General features: G+C 45.8%; 14 protein-coding genes. 3 read left to right on the top strand and 11 right to left on the bottom strand.

From position 1 onward, the window contains the following. Nucleotides 1-24: 24 nt before the first annotated feature. The 8 genes from yqeH to spoVAC form a co-directional block, all read right to left on the bottom strand. Nucleotides 25-1152, bottom strand: coding sequence for a ribosome biogenesis GTPase YqeH (gene yqeH, locus JOE49_RS22915; protein ID WP_028540435.1), 1128 nt, complete (start codon nt 1150-1152; stop codon nt 25-27). Further along, nucleotides 1145-1675 carry a YqeG family HAD IIIA-type phosphatase gene (locus JOE49_RS22920; protein WP_013311200.1) on the bottom strand — a complete coding sequence of 177 codons (531 nt, stop codon included), beginning with the start codon at nt 1673-1675 and terminating at the stop codon, nt 1145-1147. Before JOE49_RS22920 ends, yqeH begins: the two co-directional genes overlap by 8 nt. A gap of 146 nt (nt 1676-1821) precedes the next feature. Beyond that, nucleotides 1822-4068 carry a transglutaminase TgpA family protein gene (locus JOE49_RS22925; RefSeq protein WP_209942943.1) on the bottom strand — a complete coding sequence of 749 codons (2247 nt, stop codon included), beginning with the start codon at nt 4066-4068 and terminating at the stop codon, nt 1822-1824. After that, nucleotides 4065-5312 (bottom strand): DUF58 domain-containing protein, encoded by a 1248-nt coding sequence (locus JOE49_RS22930; RefSeq protein ID WP_209942944.1) that lies wholly within the window; start codon nt 5310-5312, stop codon nt 4065-4067. Before JOE49_RS22930 ends, JOE49_RS22925 begins: the two co-directional genes overlap by 4 nt. Before the next feature lie 3 nt (nt 5313-5315). Next, nucleotides 5316-6275: an AAA family ATPase gene (locus JOE49_RS22935; RefSeq protein ID WP_209942946.1), complete on the bottom strand. Its 960-nt coding sequence runs from the start codon at nt 6273-6275 to the stop codon at nt 5316-5318. Between the two features lie 214 nt (nt 6276-6489). Then, entirely contained in the window at nt 6490-6846 is a 357-nt protein-coding gene (gene spoVAE, locus JOE49_RS22940) for a stage V sporulation protein AE (protein ID WP_013311204.1), read from the bottom strand. Then, nucleotides 6843-7865: a stage V sporulation protein AD gene (gene spoVAD / locus JOE49_RS22945; protein WP_023989537.1), complete on the bottom strand. Its 1023-nt coding sequence runs from the start codon at nt 7863-7865 to the stop codon at nt 6843-6845. The genes spoVAE and spoVAD overlap by 4 nt, the downstream gene beginning before the upstream one ends. Next, nucleotides 7862-8368 carry a stage V sporulation protein AC gene (gene spoVAC / locus JOE49_RS22950; RefSeq protein ID WP_023989538.1) on the bottom strand — a complete coding sequence of 169 codons (507 nt, stop codon included), beginning with the start codon at nt 8366-8368 and terminating at the stop codon, nt 7862-7864. Before spoVAC ends, spoVAD begins: the two co-directional genes overlap by 4 nt. Nucleotides 8369-8553: 185 nt before the next feature. On the opposite strand from spoVAC, the gene JOE49_RS22955 reads away from it, so the two are divergent. Next, nucleotides 8554-9633, top strand: coding sequence for a M42 family metallopeptidase (locus JOE49_RS22955; protein WP_209942948.1), 1080 nt, complete (start codon nt 8554-8556; stop codon nt 9631-9633). 99 nt (nt 9634-9732) lie between these two features. Here the strand turns inward: JOE49_RS22955 and JOE49_RS22960 are convergent, their stop codons facing one another. Next, on the bottom strand, nt 9733-10449 hold the full coding sequence (locus tag JOE49_RS22960; RefSeq protein ID WP_209942950.1) for a metal-dependent hydrolase: 717 nt from the start codon (nt 10447-10449) through the stop codon (nt 9733-9735). 352 nt (nt 10450-10801) lie between these two features. Here JOE49_RS22960 and exlX point away from each other — a divergent pair, with 352 nt between their 5' ends. Further along, entirely contained in the window at nt 10802-11515 is a 714-nt protein-coding gene (gene exlX / locus JOE49_RS22965; protein ID WP_023989541.1) for an expansin ExlX, read from the top strand. Nucleotides 11516-11739: 224 nt separating this feature from the next. After that, nucleotides 11740-14001: a helix-turn-helix domain-containing protein gene (locus tag JOE49_RS22970; protein ID WP_209942952.1), complete on the top strand. Its 2262-nt coding sequence runs from the start codon at nt 11740-11742 to the stop codon at nt 13999-14001. Between the two features lie 125 nt (nt 14002-14126). On the opposite strand, the gene JOE49_RS22975 is transcribed toward JOE49_RS22970, so the two are convergent. After that, nucleotides 14127-15668 (bottom strand): extracellular solute-binding protein, encoded by a 1542-nt coding sequence (locus JOE49_RS22975; RefSeq protein WP_209942954.1) that lies wholly within the window; start codon nt 15666-15668, stop codon nt 14127-14129. 111 nt (nt 15669-15779) lie between these two features. Further along, nucleotides 15780-16673, bottom strand: coding sequence for a carbohydrate ABC transporter permease (locus JOE49_RS22980; RefSeq protein WP_013311212.1), 894 nt, complete (start codon nt 16671-16673; stop codon nt 15780-15782). Between the last annotated feature and the right edge of the window lies 1 nt (nt 16674).

Consider the following 16674-nt stretch of genomic DNA (forward strand, 5'->3'; position numbering starts at 1 on the left):
CCCTATAACATGGTTACAGCAACGTTATATCAACGCAGGCCGCAAAAGCACACGGACTCCCCGAGGAGCATGAACCGCAACCAGAGCTCCGTTCTCGCTATTCACTCTGATCCATCCCAAACCGGAAATGTAGATGTCCGATGGAGATTTGCGTGGAACGCGGAACTCATGTCTTGTCCATTCCGGCATTTCTGCCAATTGATCGCGTGTTGGCGGAGATAACAATTCCCCGGCATGATCAGCGAACAACTGATCAGCCCGCTCCAGCTTCGTGCGATGTATTTTAAGACCACCGTTAATATAGCAGGTAAATGATTGGTGCTGACCCTCCACAAAATCAAATCGGGCCATACCGCCGAAAAACAATGTTTGTCCGGCATCAAGCTGATACGCAGCAGGCTTCAGCGGCTTGTCCGGCATAATAGCACTCAAGTCCTGACGGGAGACAATCTCACTGAATCGCCAAGGGTATACAATACCCGGAGTATCAATAATGTGCTTGCCGTCGTCGAGCGGAATATTTACCATATCGAGTGTAGTCCCCGGGTAACGGGACGTTGTGAGTTCCTGCTCCATATCGCTATAATCACGAATCAAGCGGTTAATAAGCGTCGATTTACCCACATTTGTCGCTCCGACTACATATACATCACGGTTACCACGGAGCTCAGATACCACATCCAACAGACGGTCAAAGCCCTGATTTTTTTTAGCTGAGCACAGTACGATTTCTTCTGTGCGTAGTCCTTGCTCCTTCGCTTGCTTTTGTACCCAGTTACGCACCTTGTTCCAATTCGTTACCTTAGGCAGCAAATCGGTCTTGTTCACAGCCAGTATAACCGGATTGGAGCCTACAAAGCGTTGCAGACCGGAAATCAAGCTACCTTCAAAATCAAAAATATCTACAATGTGGATGACGAGCGCATCCTTGTCCCCAATCTGGCTGAGCAGCTTCAAGAACTCATCTTGATTCACCGTCACTGAAGACGTCTCATTATAGTTTTTGATCCGGAAGCAACGCTGACAGATGACAGGTTCGCGAGTAAGCAATTTTTCAGGAATATATCCCGGAAGCTCCGGGCTAGTGGTCTGCACGGTGATACCGCAACCACTACATTTGACGGCAGTGCCGCCGTCAGGTCTTTCAGTCATTCTTCTTTTCCTCCTCAAGCCATAAGCCTTTCTTACGTAACCTTGTGAGCGCGATTCGCTCCAACCGCCGATTAAATCGGGTCATGACTCCTTCATCATGAATGGATATCGGTAGCACCAACACCGTATGCAATCCCAGTCGGTTACCTCCCAATACGTCCGTCAACATTTGGTCTCCGACCATAATAGTCTCTTCCGGAGTCAGCCCCATCATACGGATGGCTCTACGAAAAGACGAGTTGGAAGGCTTCCGTGCGGCATGTATAAATTCAATGTCCAAAGGCGTAGCAAACACGGATACACGGTCCATATTGTTGTTAGACACGATGACAAGCTTAAAACCCGCCTGTTTGACCTTCTCAAACCAGGCCACCAGCTCGGGAGTCGCATTCGGCGCTTTTGCGCCGACCAGCGTGTTATCCAGATCCGTAATAATGCCGCGATATCCTTGAGCGTACAAGCCTTCAAGATCAATATCAAAGACGGTATTCACCCGTAATTTGGGCATCAGCATTTCAAACAACGTCGGTCACCTCAGTTTCATACGACAAACTATACCATATTACTATGGCTTAGTAAAAAGCTATCCGCAACAAACGGACAGCTTTTTCACTAAATATATAGCTAAAGATTAAAATAGACGGCAAATTGAACCAAATCAAAAATAGACTAGTCTTGATCCTTCTGATCCGTCGCAGCTTTTCGTCCAGCCCATCGTTTTATCCATCCTTCTTTGTGTAACAGAGAGGCTTGCTGGCGAACCATATGCCAATCTTCTGCGGTTACGGATGAGGGACTATAACGCGCTTGTTCAAATCGTCCAAGCAGCTGATGTAAAATAGAAGCTTGTTCCGGTACTTCTAGCGACCATCTATCAACTGATTCCCTCAGCGTTTCGTGACTGGCGCGGACAAATCCCTTTCTTCGCATGTACCTTAACCAGTGCTCAGTTTCGACGACCACCTTTTCATCCGGGGTCAGCGGCTTACCTCTGCGTAAACGCAGCAGATAAAAGTGAATGTCTGCCCGATTACGCCAGACGATATAAGCAGCCCACAGCAGCAGAATTGCAGCAGCAGAACCTATAATTACAGGATGAATCTTTGAACCTTCCTCCGGATCAGTCTGCGGGTTCTGCTCAGGCTGTTCTGGTTCAGGATGATCTTTAACCTCTGGGGCTTCTGGAGTCTTTGAATCCTCCTGTTCCGTAAGCAGCGGCATATCAAAGCCAGGCGTAGCTTCTACAGGAACCCAACCGTATTCACCTAAATATACTTCCGCCCAGGAATGAGCATCCGCATTTGTCACGGAGTAAGAGGACATATTTTCGTCACCTTCGCCCGTTGTTGCATCATCTGAAAACGTCTGCTGACCAGGTGCATACCCTTTAACCCAACGGGCTGGAACCCCAACAGAGCGAGCCATCATGACTAATGAGGTGGAATAATAATCGCAATAGCCCTCCCGAATCTCAAACAGAAAGGCATCCACAAAATCTCTGCTTCTTTTCCGTGAGAGGTCCGGATTGTTCGTATATGCATAATTTTGCTGCAAATACTGCTGTAGTAATCCGACTTTTTCATACGGCGTTTTCGCCGTTGACGTTACGTTCTGAGCCAAATCACGAACCCGCTGTGGCAACTCATCTGGAATTTGTAGATAGGCATCCTGTTTGTTTTTTCCGTACAACTCATTAAAAGTTTTTGTGCGTAGCTCTTTCTCAGGGATCACAGGGACATGTGATACCAGAGTATACGTTTTAGGATAAGCAGTTCTTCGGGAGGATGGATTCCAAAGCAGTTCCGCCTGTTCCGGGTTCCAACGTAACCCGTCTGCCCGTGAATCTCTGTCCACCGATTGAACACGCTGTACCGAATAGGCACCAAACAGAACAGGATAGCTCTGGTCATTTTGCATCGTAATGGTCTGAACGACCTGCTCAGTCGAATGCCGCGTTTCTTGTGTGTTTTCAAGCTCTGCGGTCATTGGAACATCATTTAGCGTTTGATCATCGTTGCCCCCGTCACTCCAGCCTGTACCGGAATAGGTTCGTTTCGTTTCCCCCCGCCAATAGCTTCGTTGAGTGGTCGTGATGGTCATGACAGGAGAATAATCAAAATTAAAACCTCCACCTAACCGATTATCCTGGCGACTATAACCTGATGCGGTGTTCATCCGCTGATTCAGTGCCCCAGATCCATTGCTAATCCCGGCGGTGGTTGAGCTATTTCTCTGGGTCCACGCTGTATAGGGATCCGTCAAAGCTGGCTGTACCTCGGGCATATTGACACCAGCCATAATAATGAGCGCAAAAATGACCGCAATATTGGCTGCTATTTTATATGGATAGCGTCGAATATGCTTCCACCCTTGAGGATAATGCTGCCGAAAATACTGCAGATGCTGTGTCACTAGCCAACCCATACCAGCAAAGACGATCCAGGCAACCTCCTCCCACAGCACAGTTGGCGTAAAGGAATCAAGCACTGCCAGCGCGGCGATATTAATACCCACAAAAACAAGAATCCGCTGTTTCGTTGTAACGATGAGCGGCACCATTTCAATAACTAGCCAAGCGATGAGGGAAAACCAAATATAAGGAGACATATTGGATATAAATTGGTCCAGGCGATTGGCTACCCCTCCGAAGGGGATAATGATGGAGTAAGACACCAATGTCCGATACAAAATAAAAAACAGCGCCGCCGCCTTAACAATAAATTCAATCCAAGGACGAAATGGTAGTACAATCTTCACCAGAGCCAGCATTGTAATGGTCATCAGTACAAGTGCTCTTGTCTCTTCCAGCCATAATTCGGAAGCAAAAGAAACCCATTGCATGGCAATAATAATAATCCATAAAAATGTAAAAGCGGGGGCCCAGGAACCCTTTAACGATTGTAACCAGCTCTTCATAGTGTCCCTCCCCCCATTACAGCCGGGAGCTCTTCAAGGCTCTCAACATCGTAGCCCTTGATTCCCCTTGCACGAAGCATGCTCATCCATTTTTCAGCTTCTCCCTCAGCAGAACCTTCTCCGATATAGACATGGCACGGAGTCATCCCTCGGGTATCGGCCCAACGAAGAAGCTCCATCGCCTGATAATCATTCAGCGGACTAATCAGTATAAAATAACAGCCTTTCGGAAACTGGCGCACACTGCTTTCTACAGCGGATTTCAAGCTACCTTGTGAAGTTGTGTGTATGTCTACCAAGTGATGCATCATTCGTTGTCGTTCCATTGTCTGCTCACTTGGCTGAAAGACAGTGCCTTTTTCTCCAGCTGTGCACAATCCAACCCCCATTCGCTCCCGTCCACCATATTCCAGCAATGAAGCGGTAGAGGATACAGCTAGCTCAAACTGTTCGGCGTTTACATAATGCTTCATGTGTACGTCCAGCACAAGCATCGTTTTTGGAACGGTCTCATGCTCAAATTCCTTGGATTTCCAGCTACCTGTACGAGCCGTCGCATTCCAATGGATGCGCGAAAACCGATCTCCATATACATAGTCCCGTACACCGTTAATTTGTGTCGTCTCACGCCGCGTTCGAGTTTGAACGGTCTGCGGTCCAGACATCCTTGAGCGACGGTCATTCATCTGCCAATACGGAATGAATACCGTTCGGGGCAGCACCCGAAATTCACCGCGTGCGTTCAAGCTGCCTTTGTGCTCTAACAGACCGAAGATGTCCTCACTCACACATTCAGTTTCCTCAAAGTGGTAGCTTCCTCGCTCTAAAGCGGGAGTCTGAAATGTAAGCTGACCGCCCCCTTTTAGACTGGGAATGACACTGTCCTCAAACGACCAGGATTCACCTGTATGCCGCTTGAGGACCTCACGGACAATGACATAGGGTAACGGAAGAAAACCAGGAATGCTGAGGCTCAGCTTTACATGCACCTGATCTCCCGCATGCAGCAGTTCTCCAAACTCCGAGCCTTGCGAAAGCTGCCGGGAGCCTTGCACACGGCGAACTCCGCTCAGACCAACGATCCATAAATAAACGATTAACAGCGTAACCATAGACAACAGCATGACCGACGTCTTGCCGCCCTGAAACAACAAATATAGCAGGCACACCACCCATATGACCACCAGAAGCCAGATGCGGCCTGACAGCCGGGGAAGCCTGCGCTTCCTTTTGACCATATTCATTCCCTAAGGACGCTCCATTCGTACGGGTACATGAACCTGCCGAAGGACAGCTTGGAGCACGGACTGAGCATTGGAACTATCCAGACGCGCCTCGGGACGCAGCAACAAACGATGCGTTAGCACATAAGGTGCCAGCGCCTTCACATCATCAGGCAGCACATAGTCACGGTTGTCCAGAAAAGCGTATGCCTTCGCAGCCATTACAAAAGCAAGCGCCGCCCGGGGGCTAGCTCCCAGCAGCACGGATGGATGTTCTCTTGTCGCACGCACGATATCAAGTAAATAGGACGTCACTGCTTCTTCCATATAAATTCCTCTAATTTCCTGCTGGATGTCAGCAACCTGCTCCATATGAGCTACAGCCTCCAGACGGTCTGCTGGCTGGCCTGCCTGATGATGAAGCAGCATGTTTCGCTCCGTCTCCATGTCAGGATAACCCAAGCTGATTTTGAGCATAAAACGATCTAACTGTGCTTCCGGCAACATATAAGTGCCTTCAAAATCAATCGGATTTTGTGTCGCACACAGCATAAAAGGATGAGGCAACATATGCGTGTCCCCATCCACCGTCACACTGCGTTCCTCCATAACCTCCAGCAGAGCCGACTGGGTTTTCGTCGTCGCTCGGTTAATTTCGTCCGCCAGTAAAATATTAGTCATCACAGGACCCGGACGGAAATAAAAACGCTCGTCCCGTGGATGAAATATGGATACCCCTGTAATATCACTCGGGAGAATATCAGGATTACATTGAACACGGCGGTAATCACCGCGCATGGATTTGGCAAGAGCCTTGATCATTTGCGTTTTCCCCGTACCCGGAACGTCCTCGATCAGAATGTGTCCACCCGCCAGCATAGCCGTAAGCAGTAATTTTATTTCAAAGGATTTACCTAATATACATGATTCCAGATTAGAACGGATTGCAGATACAATCTGCACAGATTCTTGACGTACGGGCATAGCTCTGTAAACCTCCTAGATAGCAACATGTTTCCTATTATTGTACATGAAGGTGGGCACAGAGTACACTCAACCCCCTGCCCGTATTATTCATACTCCATCCTTCTTTCGATCTTTCATGTGCCGAACAATTAAAAACCCTTCGGACATTAATCCGAAGGGCACATGTATACAGTTATTTATTTTACTATGTCAAATCTAAAGTACGCTGCCTTTATATGCTTCCTTTTGGACGAACAAACAAGCATGCCAGAAAAGAGAAAATAATCGCAGAGGAAATTCCTGCACTTGTCAGACTAAAGATCCCTGTAATGACACCCAACCATCCGTCCTTCTCCAATTCGGTTAATGCGCCGTGTACAAGTGAGTTACCAAAACTGGTAATTGGAATGGTCGCACCCGCCCCTGCAAATTTAATAAGCGGATCGTATATCCCAACAGCATCAGCAATTGCACCTGCAACTACCAACGTACTCATCGTATGTGCCGGCGTCATTTTGAACACATCCATCATCAACTGGCCCACGACACAAATGGCACCACCCACTAAAAAAGCCCATAGAAATATCATACTGTTCCTCCCGCTTCAAAAGCTACAGCATGGGCAACACAAGGAATGCTTTCACCCTGCTGTGTAGTCAAAGGAGATAATAACGCTCCGGTCGCCACGACCAGTACCTTTTGCAGCTCTCCTTTTTCAATCCTCTTCAACAAATGCCCGTAGGTTACAACAGCCGAGCAGCCACAACCACTGCCTCCTGCAATGACTTTCTTTTGCTTATTGATGTCGTAAATCAGCAAACCGCAATCATTAAATTCCGTCTGATTCATATCGAACCCATCTTTTTTGAGCAGCTCCTTGGCAATCGGTAGCCCCACTGAGGCTAAATCGCCCGTTACAATGAGATCATAGTAACCAGGGTCACGGCCAGTATCTCGAAAATGAGACAACAGCGTATCCGCAGCCGCGGGAGCCATGGCTCCACCCATATTAAAAGGGTCTTTAATGCCCATGTCCATTACACGTCCAATGGTAGCACAATCTACCACCGTCCCTGACTTGGCATGTCCTACAATTGCGGCGCCGGAACCGGTAACAGTATACTGAGCCGTAGGAGGCTTCTGTGATCCGTATTCATTAGGATAGCGGAATTGTTTTTCTACAGTACAGTTATGGCTGGTCGTACCCGCCATCACGTAGTCACCGGCCTCTGAGTCCACAATAAGTGCGGCTAAGGCTAAGCTTTCCATTGATGTTGAGCAGGCTCCAAAAACACCCAAATAGGGAATAGCCAGCTTGCTAGCCGAAAAGGAGCTACTGATAATCTGATTCATCAGATCACCACTAATAAAAAACTGCACTTCTTCTTTGTTCAAATTGGCATTAATTAGCGCCAGCTCTGTAGAATGCTCAATCAATCTACGTTCCGCTTTTTCCCACGTTTTCTCGTTGATTTCTATATTGTCATAAATATAATCAAAATCTGTGGACAACGGTCCCTCTCCTTCATCTGGGCCCACAACAGTGGCACTTCCAATGATGCGCGGTCTTGATTCAAACTTCCAGGTTTGTCCTCCCTGTCTTCTCATAAGTGATTGCCTCCCACACCAAGGATGGCATATATAACGCCTACGATAAATGCGGCCACCACCCCGAATACGATAACTGAGCCTGCCAGCTTGAACATATTCGCGCCCACTCCGAGCACCAGTCCCTCAGAACGATATTCCAATGCAGCCGAACACATGGAGTTAGCAAAGCCTGTAATTGGCACAGCTGTTCCTGCTCCTGCCCATTGGGCAACCTTATCGTAAACCCCGATACAGGTTAATATGACCGCCAGCAAGATCATCATGGATGAGGTTGGCGGGGCGGCCTCCTTGGCTGATATGTGCATTCCTGCCATAAAAGCCTCTTGAATCGCCTGTCCAATCACACAGATCCCGCCTCCAACCAGAAAAGCGCGCACACAATTGGCAAATACTTTCCTCGAGGGTTCATGCTTTTGTGAAATATTCTGATAGTCCTTCTCATTTATGGACAGCGGCGACGTATTGGTACGAAAACCGCGCTGCCCGGATTTAGCTGGCATCATTCACCACCCCTTATCTGTAAGTTTTCGCGCTTGGCGGTTCGAATTGCTTGGGTCTTTTTCATTATGAGCTTTTTGGAGAAATGTTATGTCAGGAAAATGATATCGTGGACATTCGATACAAATCCATTCATACTGAATACATGACGACCACTGGTTAATTAATAAGGAGTGAGGTATACATCATGGAATCAAAAACATTGGAATTGTTTAAAACCTTAACGGAGTTTCCTTCCATTCCTGGACATGAGCGTGAGTTGCGGGCATGGGTTAAGGAACGAATATCCGGTTATACCGATGAAATCGTGCAAGATCGATTGGGCAGTCTTTTTGGGGTGCTACGCGGTCAAGAGAGTGGACCACGTGTAATGGTGGCAGGCCATCTGGATGAAGTCGGTTTTATCGTGAATGGTATTACGGACACTGGAATGATTCGTTTTCAGCCGGTTGGAGGCTGGTGGAGCCAAGCCATTATGTCACAACGTCTTCAAGTATTGACTCCAAAAGGCCCAGTTATCGGTGTAGTTGGCTCTGTCTCGCCTCATTTGCTGGATGAATCGCAACGCAGCAAACCTATGGACATCAAGCATATGTATCTGGATATCGGCGTAGACAGCAGACAAGAAGCGCAAGATCTGGGGATCGTACCAGGAACGGCCATTGCGCCGATCTGTGATTTCACTCCACTGGCAAATCCTAAAAAAATCATGGCTAAAGCATGGGATAACCGCTACGGTGTAGGCTTAGCTATTGAACTGCTTGAAGCATTACATAAAGAAAAAGACAAGCTTCCCAATACATTGTATGCAGGGGCCACTGTTCAAGAAGAAGTGGGACTGCGTGGTGCACGCACAGCGGCCAATCTGATTCAGCCGGATATATTCTTTGCACTGGATTGCAGTGCAGCCAACGATATGAACGGCGACCCGAATGCTTACGGGCACCTTGGTAAAGGCGCACTGCTGCGGGTATTTGATCCGGGTATGATTACACATCGCGGAATTGTGGAATACGTGCAAGACATGGCGGAAACTCACAAAATCAAGTATCAATATTTCATCTCCACAGGAGGAACCGATGCGGGCCAAGTACACTTGAGCGGAATTGGCGTGCCATCCACCGTCATAGGCATCTGTGGACGATACATCCATACTTCCTCGTCCATTATTCACACTGATGATTATGATGCAGCCAAAGAGCTGATCATCAAGCTGGTTCAAAATCTGGATCGTACAACGCTGAATACCATTATTGAACGAGCCTAAGGTGTAACAGAGAATCGCAATCTATAAAAAAACAGTCAAGACACGTACAACGTGCATTGACTGTTTTTTTAATTTAATAGAAACAAAAGATAGAACATATCAAATCAAATGCTTATAACGAAGCAAAGCAATCACTACAAGTACAGTAGTTAAAGCAACGCAGACGTTTTCTACCTTAGCTCCCTTCCGGGTTCCAGTACTCATCAATTTAAATCGCAGCTTCCATTTAAACGGCGGCAAAGGTTTAATTCCATTATTCGTCAAGGAATCTGCCAGTAAATGCAGCAAATACGCCATACCTCCAGCCAGCCATATGCTGTCACCGTGCAAACGTGTCGTACCATAAAGCAGCGCAGTCCATGCGACTGTCCCGTACACCGTATGTGTCAACCCTCGGTGTGGGACTAACGTACAAATGATCAGCAGACACCCGGCGATATAATTCCACGGTGCATATGATTCTCCATACCAGGCTAGGCCGATACCAATTAGAAAGATAATAACCTTGCGCATGGATCGTGAAGGCATAAAAGAAGCACTGATCATCAGCAAAGCCAAAACAAGATTCCATGGCGGTGGAGCCAAACGGGTGAAAAATACCCAACCAGCAGCCCCAATCATTAGAAGCTGTATAAGCCTAAGCATTTGGGTTGGCAGCGCACGGCTCACGAGCATGGAGTTAGGCTCGTCAATATCCGGCAACAGTGAACCGACCACAGCAGCTGCCACGGCAGCCGGGGTCACTTCGTATCCACTTAAAGCTAATACCGACAGGGAGACCCCGGTTCCAATAATCAAATGGGCTCTTCCCATCATGGTGCAAAACATCCTTTCGTTGCAGCATACAACAGAGTTCAACATCACTCCATTTGAATCAGCATGATTCGATTGTATACGACAAACAAAAGGAGAACAATAGTTCGCTTATTCTATTTAAAAGACTTCATCCAAAAGTCCTAGTTTCGTCCTCATTACTTAATCCTCCCCTTATTCTTTATCTGTACAACCATTTCTAAAAAAACACGCCATATGGCCTATGAGTATGTTGACAAACATCTTCAATATTTTCTTTTTGCCTCAAAGTCCTATTGTATAATTTGAAATATTAGGTAATATAGTGTTTATATTTACTATATGAATCTATTAAATGAATAAGGAGGAAATGATTATGCAAAAAAAATCGACGTTCCGAAAGTTCAAAACCATCGGTCTGACATCGTTGCTAAGTCTTGTATTATTCGCCCTTCCCGCTTCAGCTGCTTGGAATGATACATACACGGGGTACGCCACATATACGGGATCAGGTTACTCTGGAGGGGCATTACTGCTTGATCCCATCCCTTCGGATGCCAAAATTACAGCGCTTAACCGCACACAACTGAATTATAACGGAATCAAAGCTGCATTAGCTGGAGCCTATTTGGAAGTTCAAGGTCCCAAAGGGAAAACAACCGTATATGTAACTGATCTTTACCCTGAAGGTCCAAGTGGCGCGCTCGATCTGTCCCCAAACGCGTTCAACCTGATTGGAAATCAAATAGACGGAAAAATCAATATTTCATGGAAAGTTGTCAAAGCTCCGGTTAACGGCAATGTCTCCTACCGCATTAAAGAAGGCAGCAGCCAATGGTGGGCAGCCATTCAAGTACGCAATCATAAATATCCGGTCTTGAAGATGGAAGTCCAACAAAACGGACAATGGCTCAATCTCGAAAAACAGGATTACAACCACTTTCTAGGTACTAACTTAGGAAAACAACCTCTGAAAATACGGATTACGGACATTCGTGGTGTCGTGCTGAACGATACAATCCCAGCTCTAGCGGAAAATGGTACAGGCGGAGCCTATATCGTTAAAGGTAACGTTCAATTTCCTGACTAATTGTAGTACCGTCATCTTTCTTCTTTTATTTGAATAGACAAACCCGGCCGGGAACCGACGCAATCCAATGCGTATAAGTGTTCCTGGCCTTTTTACGAAAAAATTATTATTTTTCACAAAGAATCGGTTTGTTCACTGTCCTGTTCACAAGATCACACGTATAATGAATACATAAATAGGGTGTACTTTACAGCTACGTGCACACAGACAGGAGGCCTGTTCATATGAGCAATTTCAAAAAGCATCACAAGCTTCACAGCAAATTGCTGGTCAGCATTACGTTATGTATTACGCTAACGTTGCTGGTATCCACCACTGTGTATTATTTTTACTATATTCGCGTGGAAAAGGAGCAGGCATTCGAGGCTAATCACAACAGCTTGACGTTGAGAAGCAGAGAGGTTATTAACATGACATCTATTGCTCAGTCGTTGGCATTCCAAATGTATCGCAGCAGTACCCTGTCCAAGTTGTTGTATTATCCAAAACCTAATGTATATGATGTAACCGCTGCCATGACCGAATTGAACAATTATCTTAACTCCATGCCGTATATCGAATCCATCTACGTGTTTAACCCTAAAAGCGGCACCTTCTACATTGCTTCCTCACAAGGTCAAAACGGGCTATTCAGCAAACATGAACTGGCTGATACAGATATCATTCGCGTGCTGGATCATTATCAGGACTATAAACCCTTTACGCCTATTCCACGCACGTATCCACTGCTGTCTGCCTCAGACTCCGGAGCTGAAGTAGAGCAAGCAAGCCCAGATATCGCAGCCTATACGTATTTATGTTATGACGCAATTAACTCGAACGAAGCGATAAATTCGGCTGTGATTGTGAATGTGTCGGCGGCCTGGATGAACAAGGAAATGGCGGCGAATCCAATCTCAGGCGGGACCGCTTATATTTTAGACGATCAGGGCAGACTGTTGTCTGGTACAACATTGACAGACGAAACTTTGAACGAAAAAGAACAGCTATGGCTGCACACGAGAGTCAAAAAACAAGAAACAGGCTATTTTGTAGAAGACTTTCATGGTAAAAGATCACTCATTTCCTACACCTCTCCAGATGGACTAGGTTGGCAGTATATTAGTGTCACACCGTATGAAAGCGTTATCAAAATGGCAAGTGTTATTCGTAATGCGATGTTACTGATAGCCGCCATCATTGCATTGGCAGGATTCGTGGCTTCGTGGCTGCTGTCCAAAATGCTGTATACGCCTATTGGCCAAATTGTTGTGCATATGAATTCACTGGAATCAGAGAAACGAAACAGTATGTACACGATCCGGCAAAACATTTTGAAAAATGTGATCCGGGGAATTCGAAATCTTCCTACCGGTGAAGAACCGGAACGATTGCGCGAGCTTGGGATTACGTTCCAGTTTGACAAAGACTACCGCCTTGTGCTGCTGCGCATAGATGAATATACCCGATGGCAAAGCGAACGTGGACCTGATCTGCTACCCTATAAGTTTGCAATCATGAACATTGCTTCTGAAATATGCGGACAGACGTACCAGGTGGAGACCGTTGATATGGATGAGGACAGTGTACTGCTGATGCTTAACATTCTCGATCCCGCAGAACATACAGACACTGTACTGCTAGAAACCTTATTACGCCAAATACGTGAAGCTTGCTTTGAATATTTGAAGCTGAGTGTTTCATTAACTTACAGTGCCATCACGAGTCAACCAGAACGGCTGCATCTGCTGTACCGCCAAGTACAAGACGCATCTATGCACCGATTTTTTCAGGGGCACAGATGCATTATTAATGCGCAAAACACTACAGAGGAGGATATCCAAAATACTTACGTATATCCAGCCGATAAAGAGAAAAAAATGCTAGATATGCTACTGTCTGGTCATACGGAGGATGCACACAGTATGTTCAAAGAATTATTGATGCATATGGAAAAATATCCTTTTTCCTCTGTTCAAGTGGCGATATCCCGGCTCATCATGAGTGTAAATAATGCTGTTCGGCATATCAGTGAGCTCAATGGATTTGCTATAGAATCTAAATCTGAATTACCATCCGCTGATCGGTTAGAGACCGCTGAGAATCTTATTGATCATTATCAATTGGTCTTTGATCATATTCGCTCCAGTCTATCGGAAAAACGAAACACGAAGCAGGAACGACTGGTACGGCAAATTAATGAACGAATGGAGCAAGCCTATACGGATCCCAATTTTTGTCTCAATCAGATTGCGGAAGAACTGGATATGTCGCCGATCTATGTCAGTAGGCTATATAAGCAACAGACCATGTCAACTATCGTGGACGTCATCCAACAACTTCGTATTCGCAAGGCCTGTGAGCTGCTGGAACAGACCGACTGGTCCGTAGCTGACGTAGCAGAACAAACCGGATTTGCGAGTAGCTCTTATTTCCATCGTATGTTCAAACGTAGCTTGGGTGTAACACCGACAGATTTTCGCCGTTCTAAAGCAAATGCGCAATAAGTAAACTGCTCTACACGCCTGCTCCGAGAACGGAACATTGCTCCCAAAAAATAGACTGACATTAAAAAAGCAAGCCTCCAACTTTCTGGAGACTTGCTTTTTTCTTTATCACAATTCTTTATGTTTTATTTAATCCCCTTCTCCTTTACATAGGCTTCCCATTGTTTTGTATATTCGGTTTGAATTTTCTCCAAACCAGCTTGGTTTGCCTTTTGCAAGAAGGTCTGCAAGCCTTGATCTACATTGTCGATCAGTCCAGCTTGGAGCGGATACAGATATTGCTTCTCAACCTGTTCTAGAGCTGCTTTTTCTGCTTGATATGTCGTGTAGTCTTCTGCAAAGCCGGTAAACAGGTCAGGCTTCTGGATTTTATCCAGCTCGGCAAAAATTTTCTTCACACGGTCAAAGCCAGAATCAAACAGCATGTATTCCGGGTTACGCCAAGCCCAACTATTCATACCTTCGCGTGAAAATCCATTAGTACTGCCGCTACCTATCATTTGGTAGTAACCATCTTTGACTTCGTAGTTTTTGCCTTCAATACCATATTGCGTGAGCAGGTTATAGCGTTTGTCCGTCACCAGCTTTTCATAAAAGGCCAATGCGCGCGCTGGATTCGGGCTGCTTTTTGGAATCGCAAAGCCGTTATGAATCGGATGCACTGGAGTTGCATAACCTGTCGTCAAAGGGAATGGGTAGTACTCGAGCTTCCAGTCCGGGTGAGATGCTTTGAGCTTAATGACCATATCATTAAACCGGGTTGGATTGTCACCGAAAATACTCGCTGCTTTACCAGAAGTCACTTGATCCTGAAGCGTATCTTTTACGTTTAATACGTTTTTGGGAATGAATCCTTTATCGGCCCAGCGTTTGTAAGTGTTCAGCTCTTCCTTTTGTTCATCCGAGCCCCAAAATTTATATACCTCTGTTGGTTTTTCGTATTTAATACCGATACCGTAAGGCAGTGTGCCCACACTCTTCGTTACTAATTCGGTATATCGATCATGCAGATTTCCCTTAATATCGCTGTTCAGAGATACGGTTTTCATATTTGGCTCATGCTGACGTATCCCATCCATATAAGCCTCATAACTTTTCATATCTGTCGGTTTAGGCAAATTGTACTTCTCACGTAAATCCTCACGCCATACAAAACCGTTTGTGACATATTCTTTATACGTGCCAGGCACGGTATAAATTTTGCCTCCGATTTTAACTCCATCCCACATGTCCTGAGGCACAAATTTTTGCAAGACAGGTGCAGCCTTAGGCAGCAGATCGTCTAGCGGCAGGAATGCGCCCTTTTTGGCATAGGCCTGATACTGCGTCCAATCTGCAGTGAAGATCAGGTCGATAGGCTGACCCGAAGACAATAACAGCTTATATTTTTGATCCCAGTCTGTCCACGTCGTATAGTTAAATTTGACGGTGGCATTCAGATCTTTTTCCGCCAACTTATTGATCTCTGTCTCAATGGTAGGCAGGTCCTTAGGAGCATCCCCCAGCATATAAAATTGCAGCTGTACTTTCTGGGATTTATCATCCTCTCCATTTGCTTTTTGAGCGCTGTTTCCACTACCTCCTCCACATCCGGCTAATAGCGCCGTGATGACCATTACTGCAATCAGGATGGACATGCGTTGTTTTCTTTTCTTTGTGAATGTCATGTGAATCCTCCCTTTGAAATGGTAGTCTGATTAAATAAAACGCTTACAAAGAGTGCTATTTAGATGGCACAACGTCAGCACGTCATGCCATCACAGTCCTTGAGTGCCACTTTAGCCTTTTACCGCACCAATGGTCAATCCCTTAACAAAATAGCGCTGTACGAACGGGTACAGCAGCAAAATAGGTCCGGTAACCACGATAGCCATTGCCATTTTGGTCGACTCTGTCGGCATATCGTTGGAAAGGGTTACGCCAGTACCTGCACCCATTTGAGCGATAAATTGCATGGAGTTAATTACATTATACAGATAATATTGCAACTGGTATTTATGCGGATCGTTAATAAAGAGTGAGGATGAGAACCAATCATTCCAGTAAGCCAAGGCCAGAAACAGTCCCACAGTGGCAATACCCGGTGTAGATAAAGGCAACACAATTCGATAGTAAATTTTAAAATCACCCGCACCGTCAATTTTAGCGGACTCGAACAGCTCTTCCGGCATGGAGGAACGAATGAAGTTTTTCATTAAAATGATCAGAAACGGAGTCATCAATCCCGGGAAAATAAGCACTGTATACGTATCAAGCAATCCTAAATACTTCGTCAGCATAATGTACCAAGGTACCAAACCGCCTCCGAACAGCGTCGTAAAGTAAATATAGAATGAAAACGCATTACGGTATTTAAAATCTTTGCGTGCCAGCACATATCCTGCCATCGTCATCAGGAACAGGCCCAACGTCGTACCTACAACCGTGGTAAAAATCGTCACCCCGTATGCCCTTAACACCTCTTCAGGAAAGGTGAACACCGTCCGGTAACCTTCCAGTGAGAATTGCTGTGGTATAAAGTGATATCCATCCCTGATAATCGATTCATTACTGGTCAGTGAAGCCGAAATAATAAGTAGAAACGGGAGTAAACAAGCAATGGAAGCAATAATGATAATCACATAAGAGATAATTTTAAAAATTCGAGTGTATACATCCTCTTTGATCGCCATC

It is taken from the genome of Paenibacillus sp. PvR133 (assembly GCF_017833155.1).
Lineage (GTDB): Bacteria > Bacillota > Bacilli > Paenibacillales > Paenibacillaceae > Paenibacillus > Paenibacillus polymyxa_B.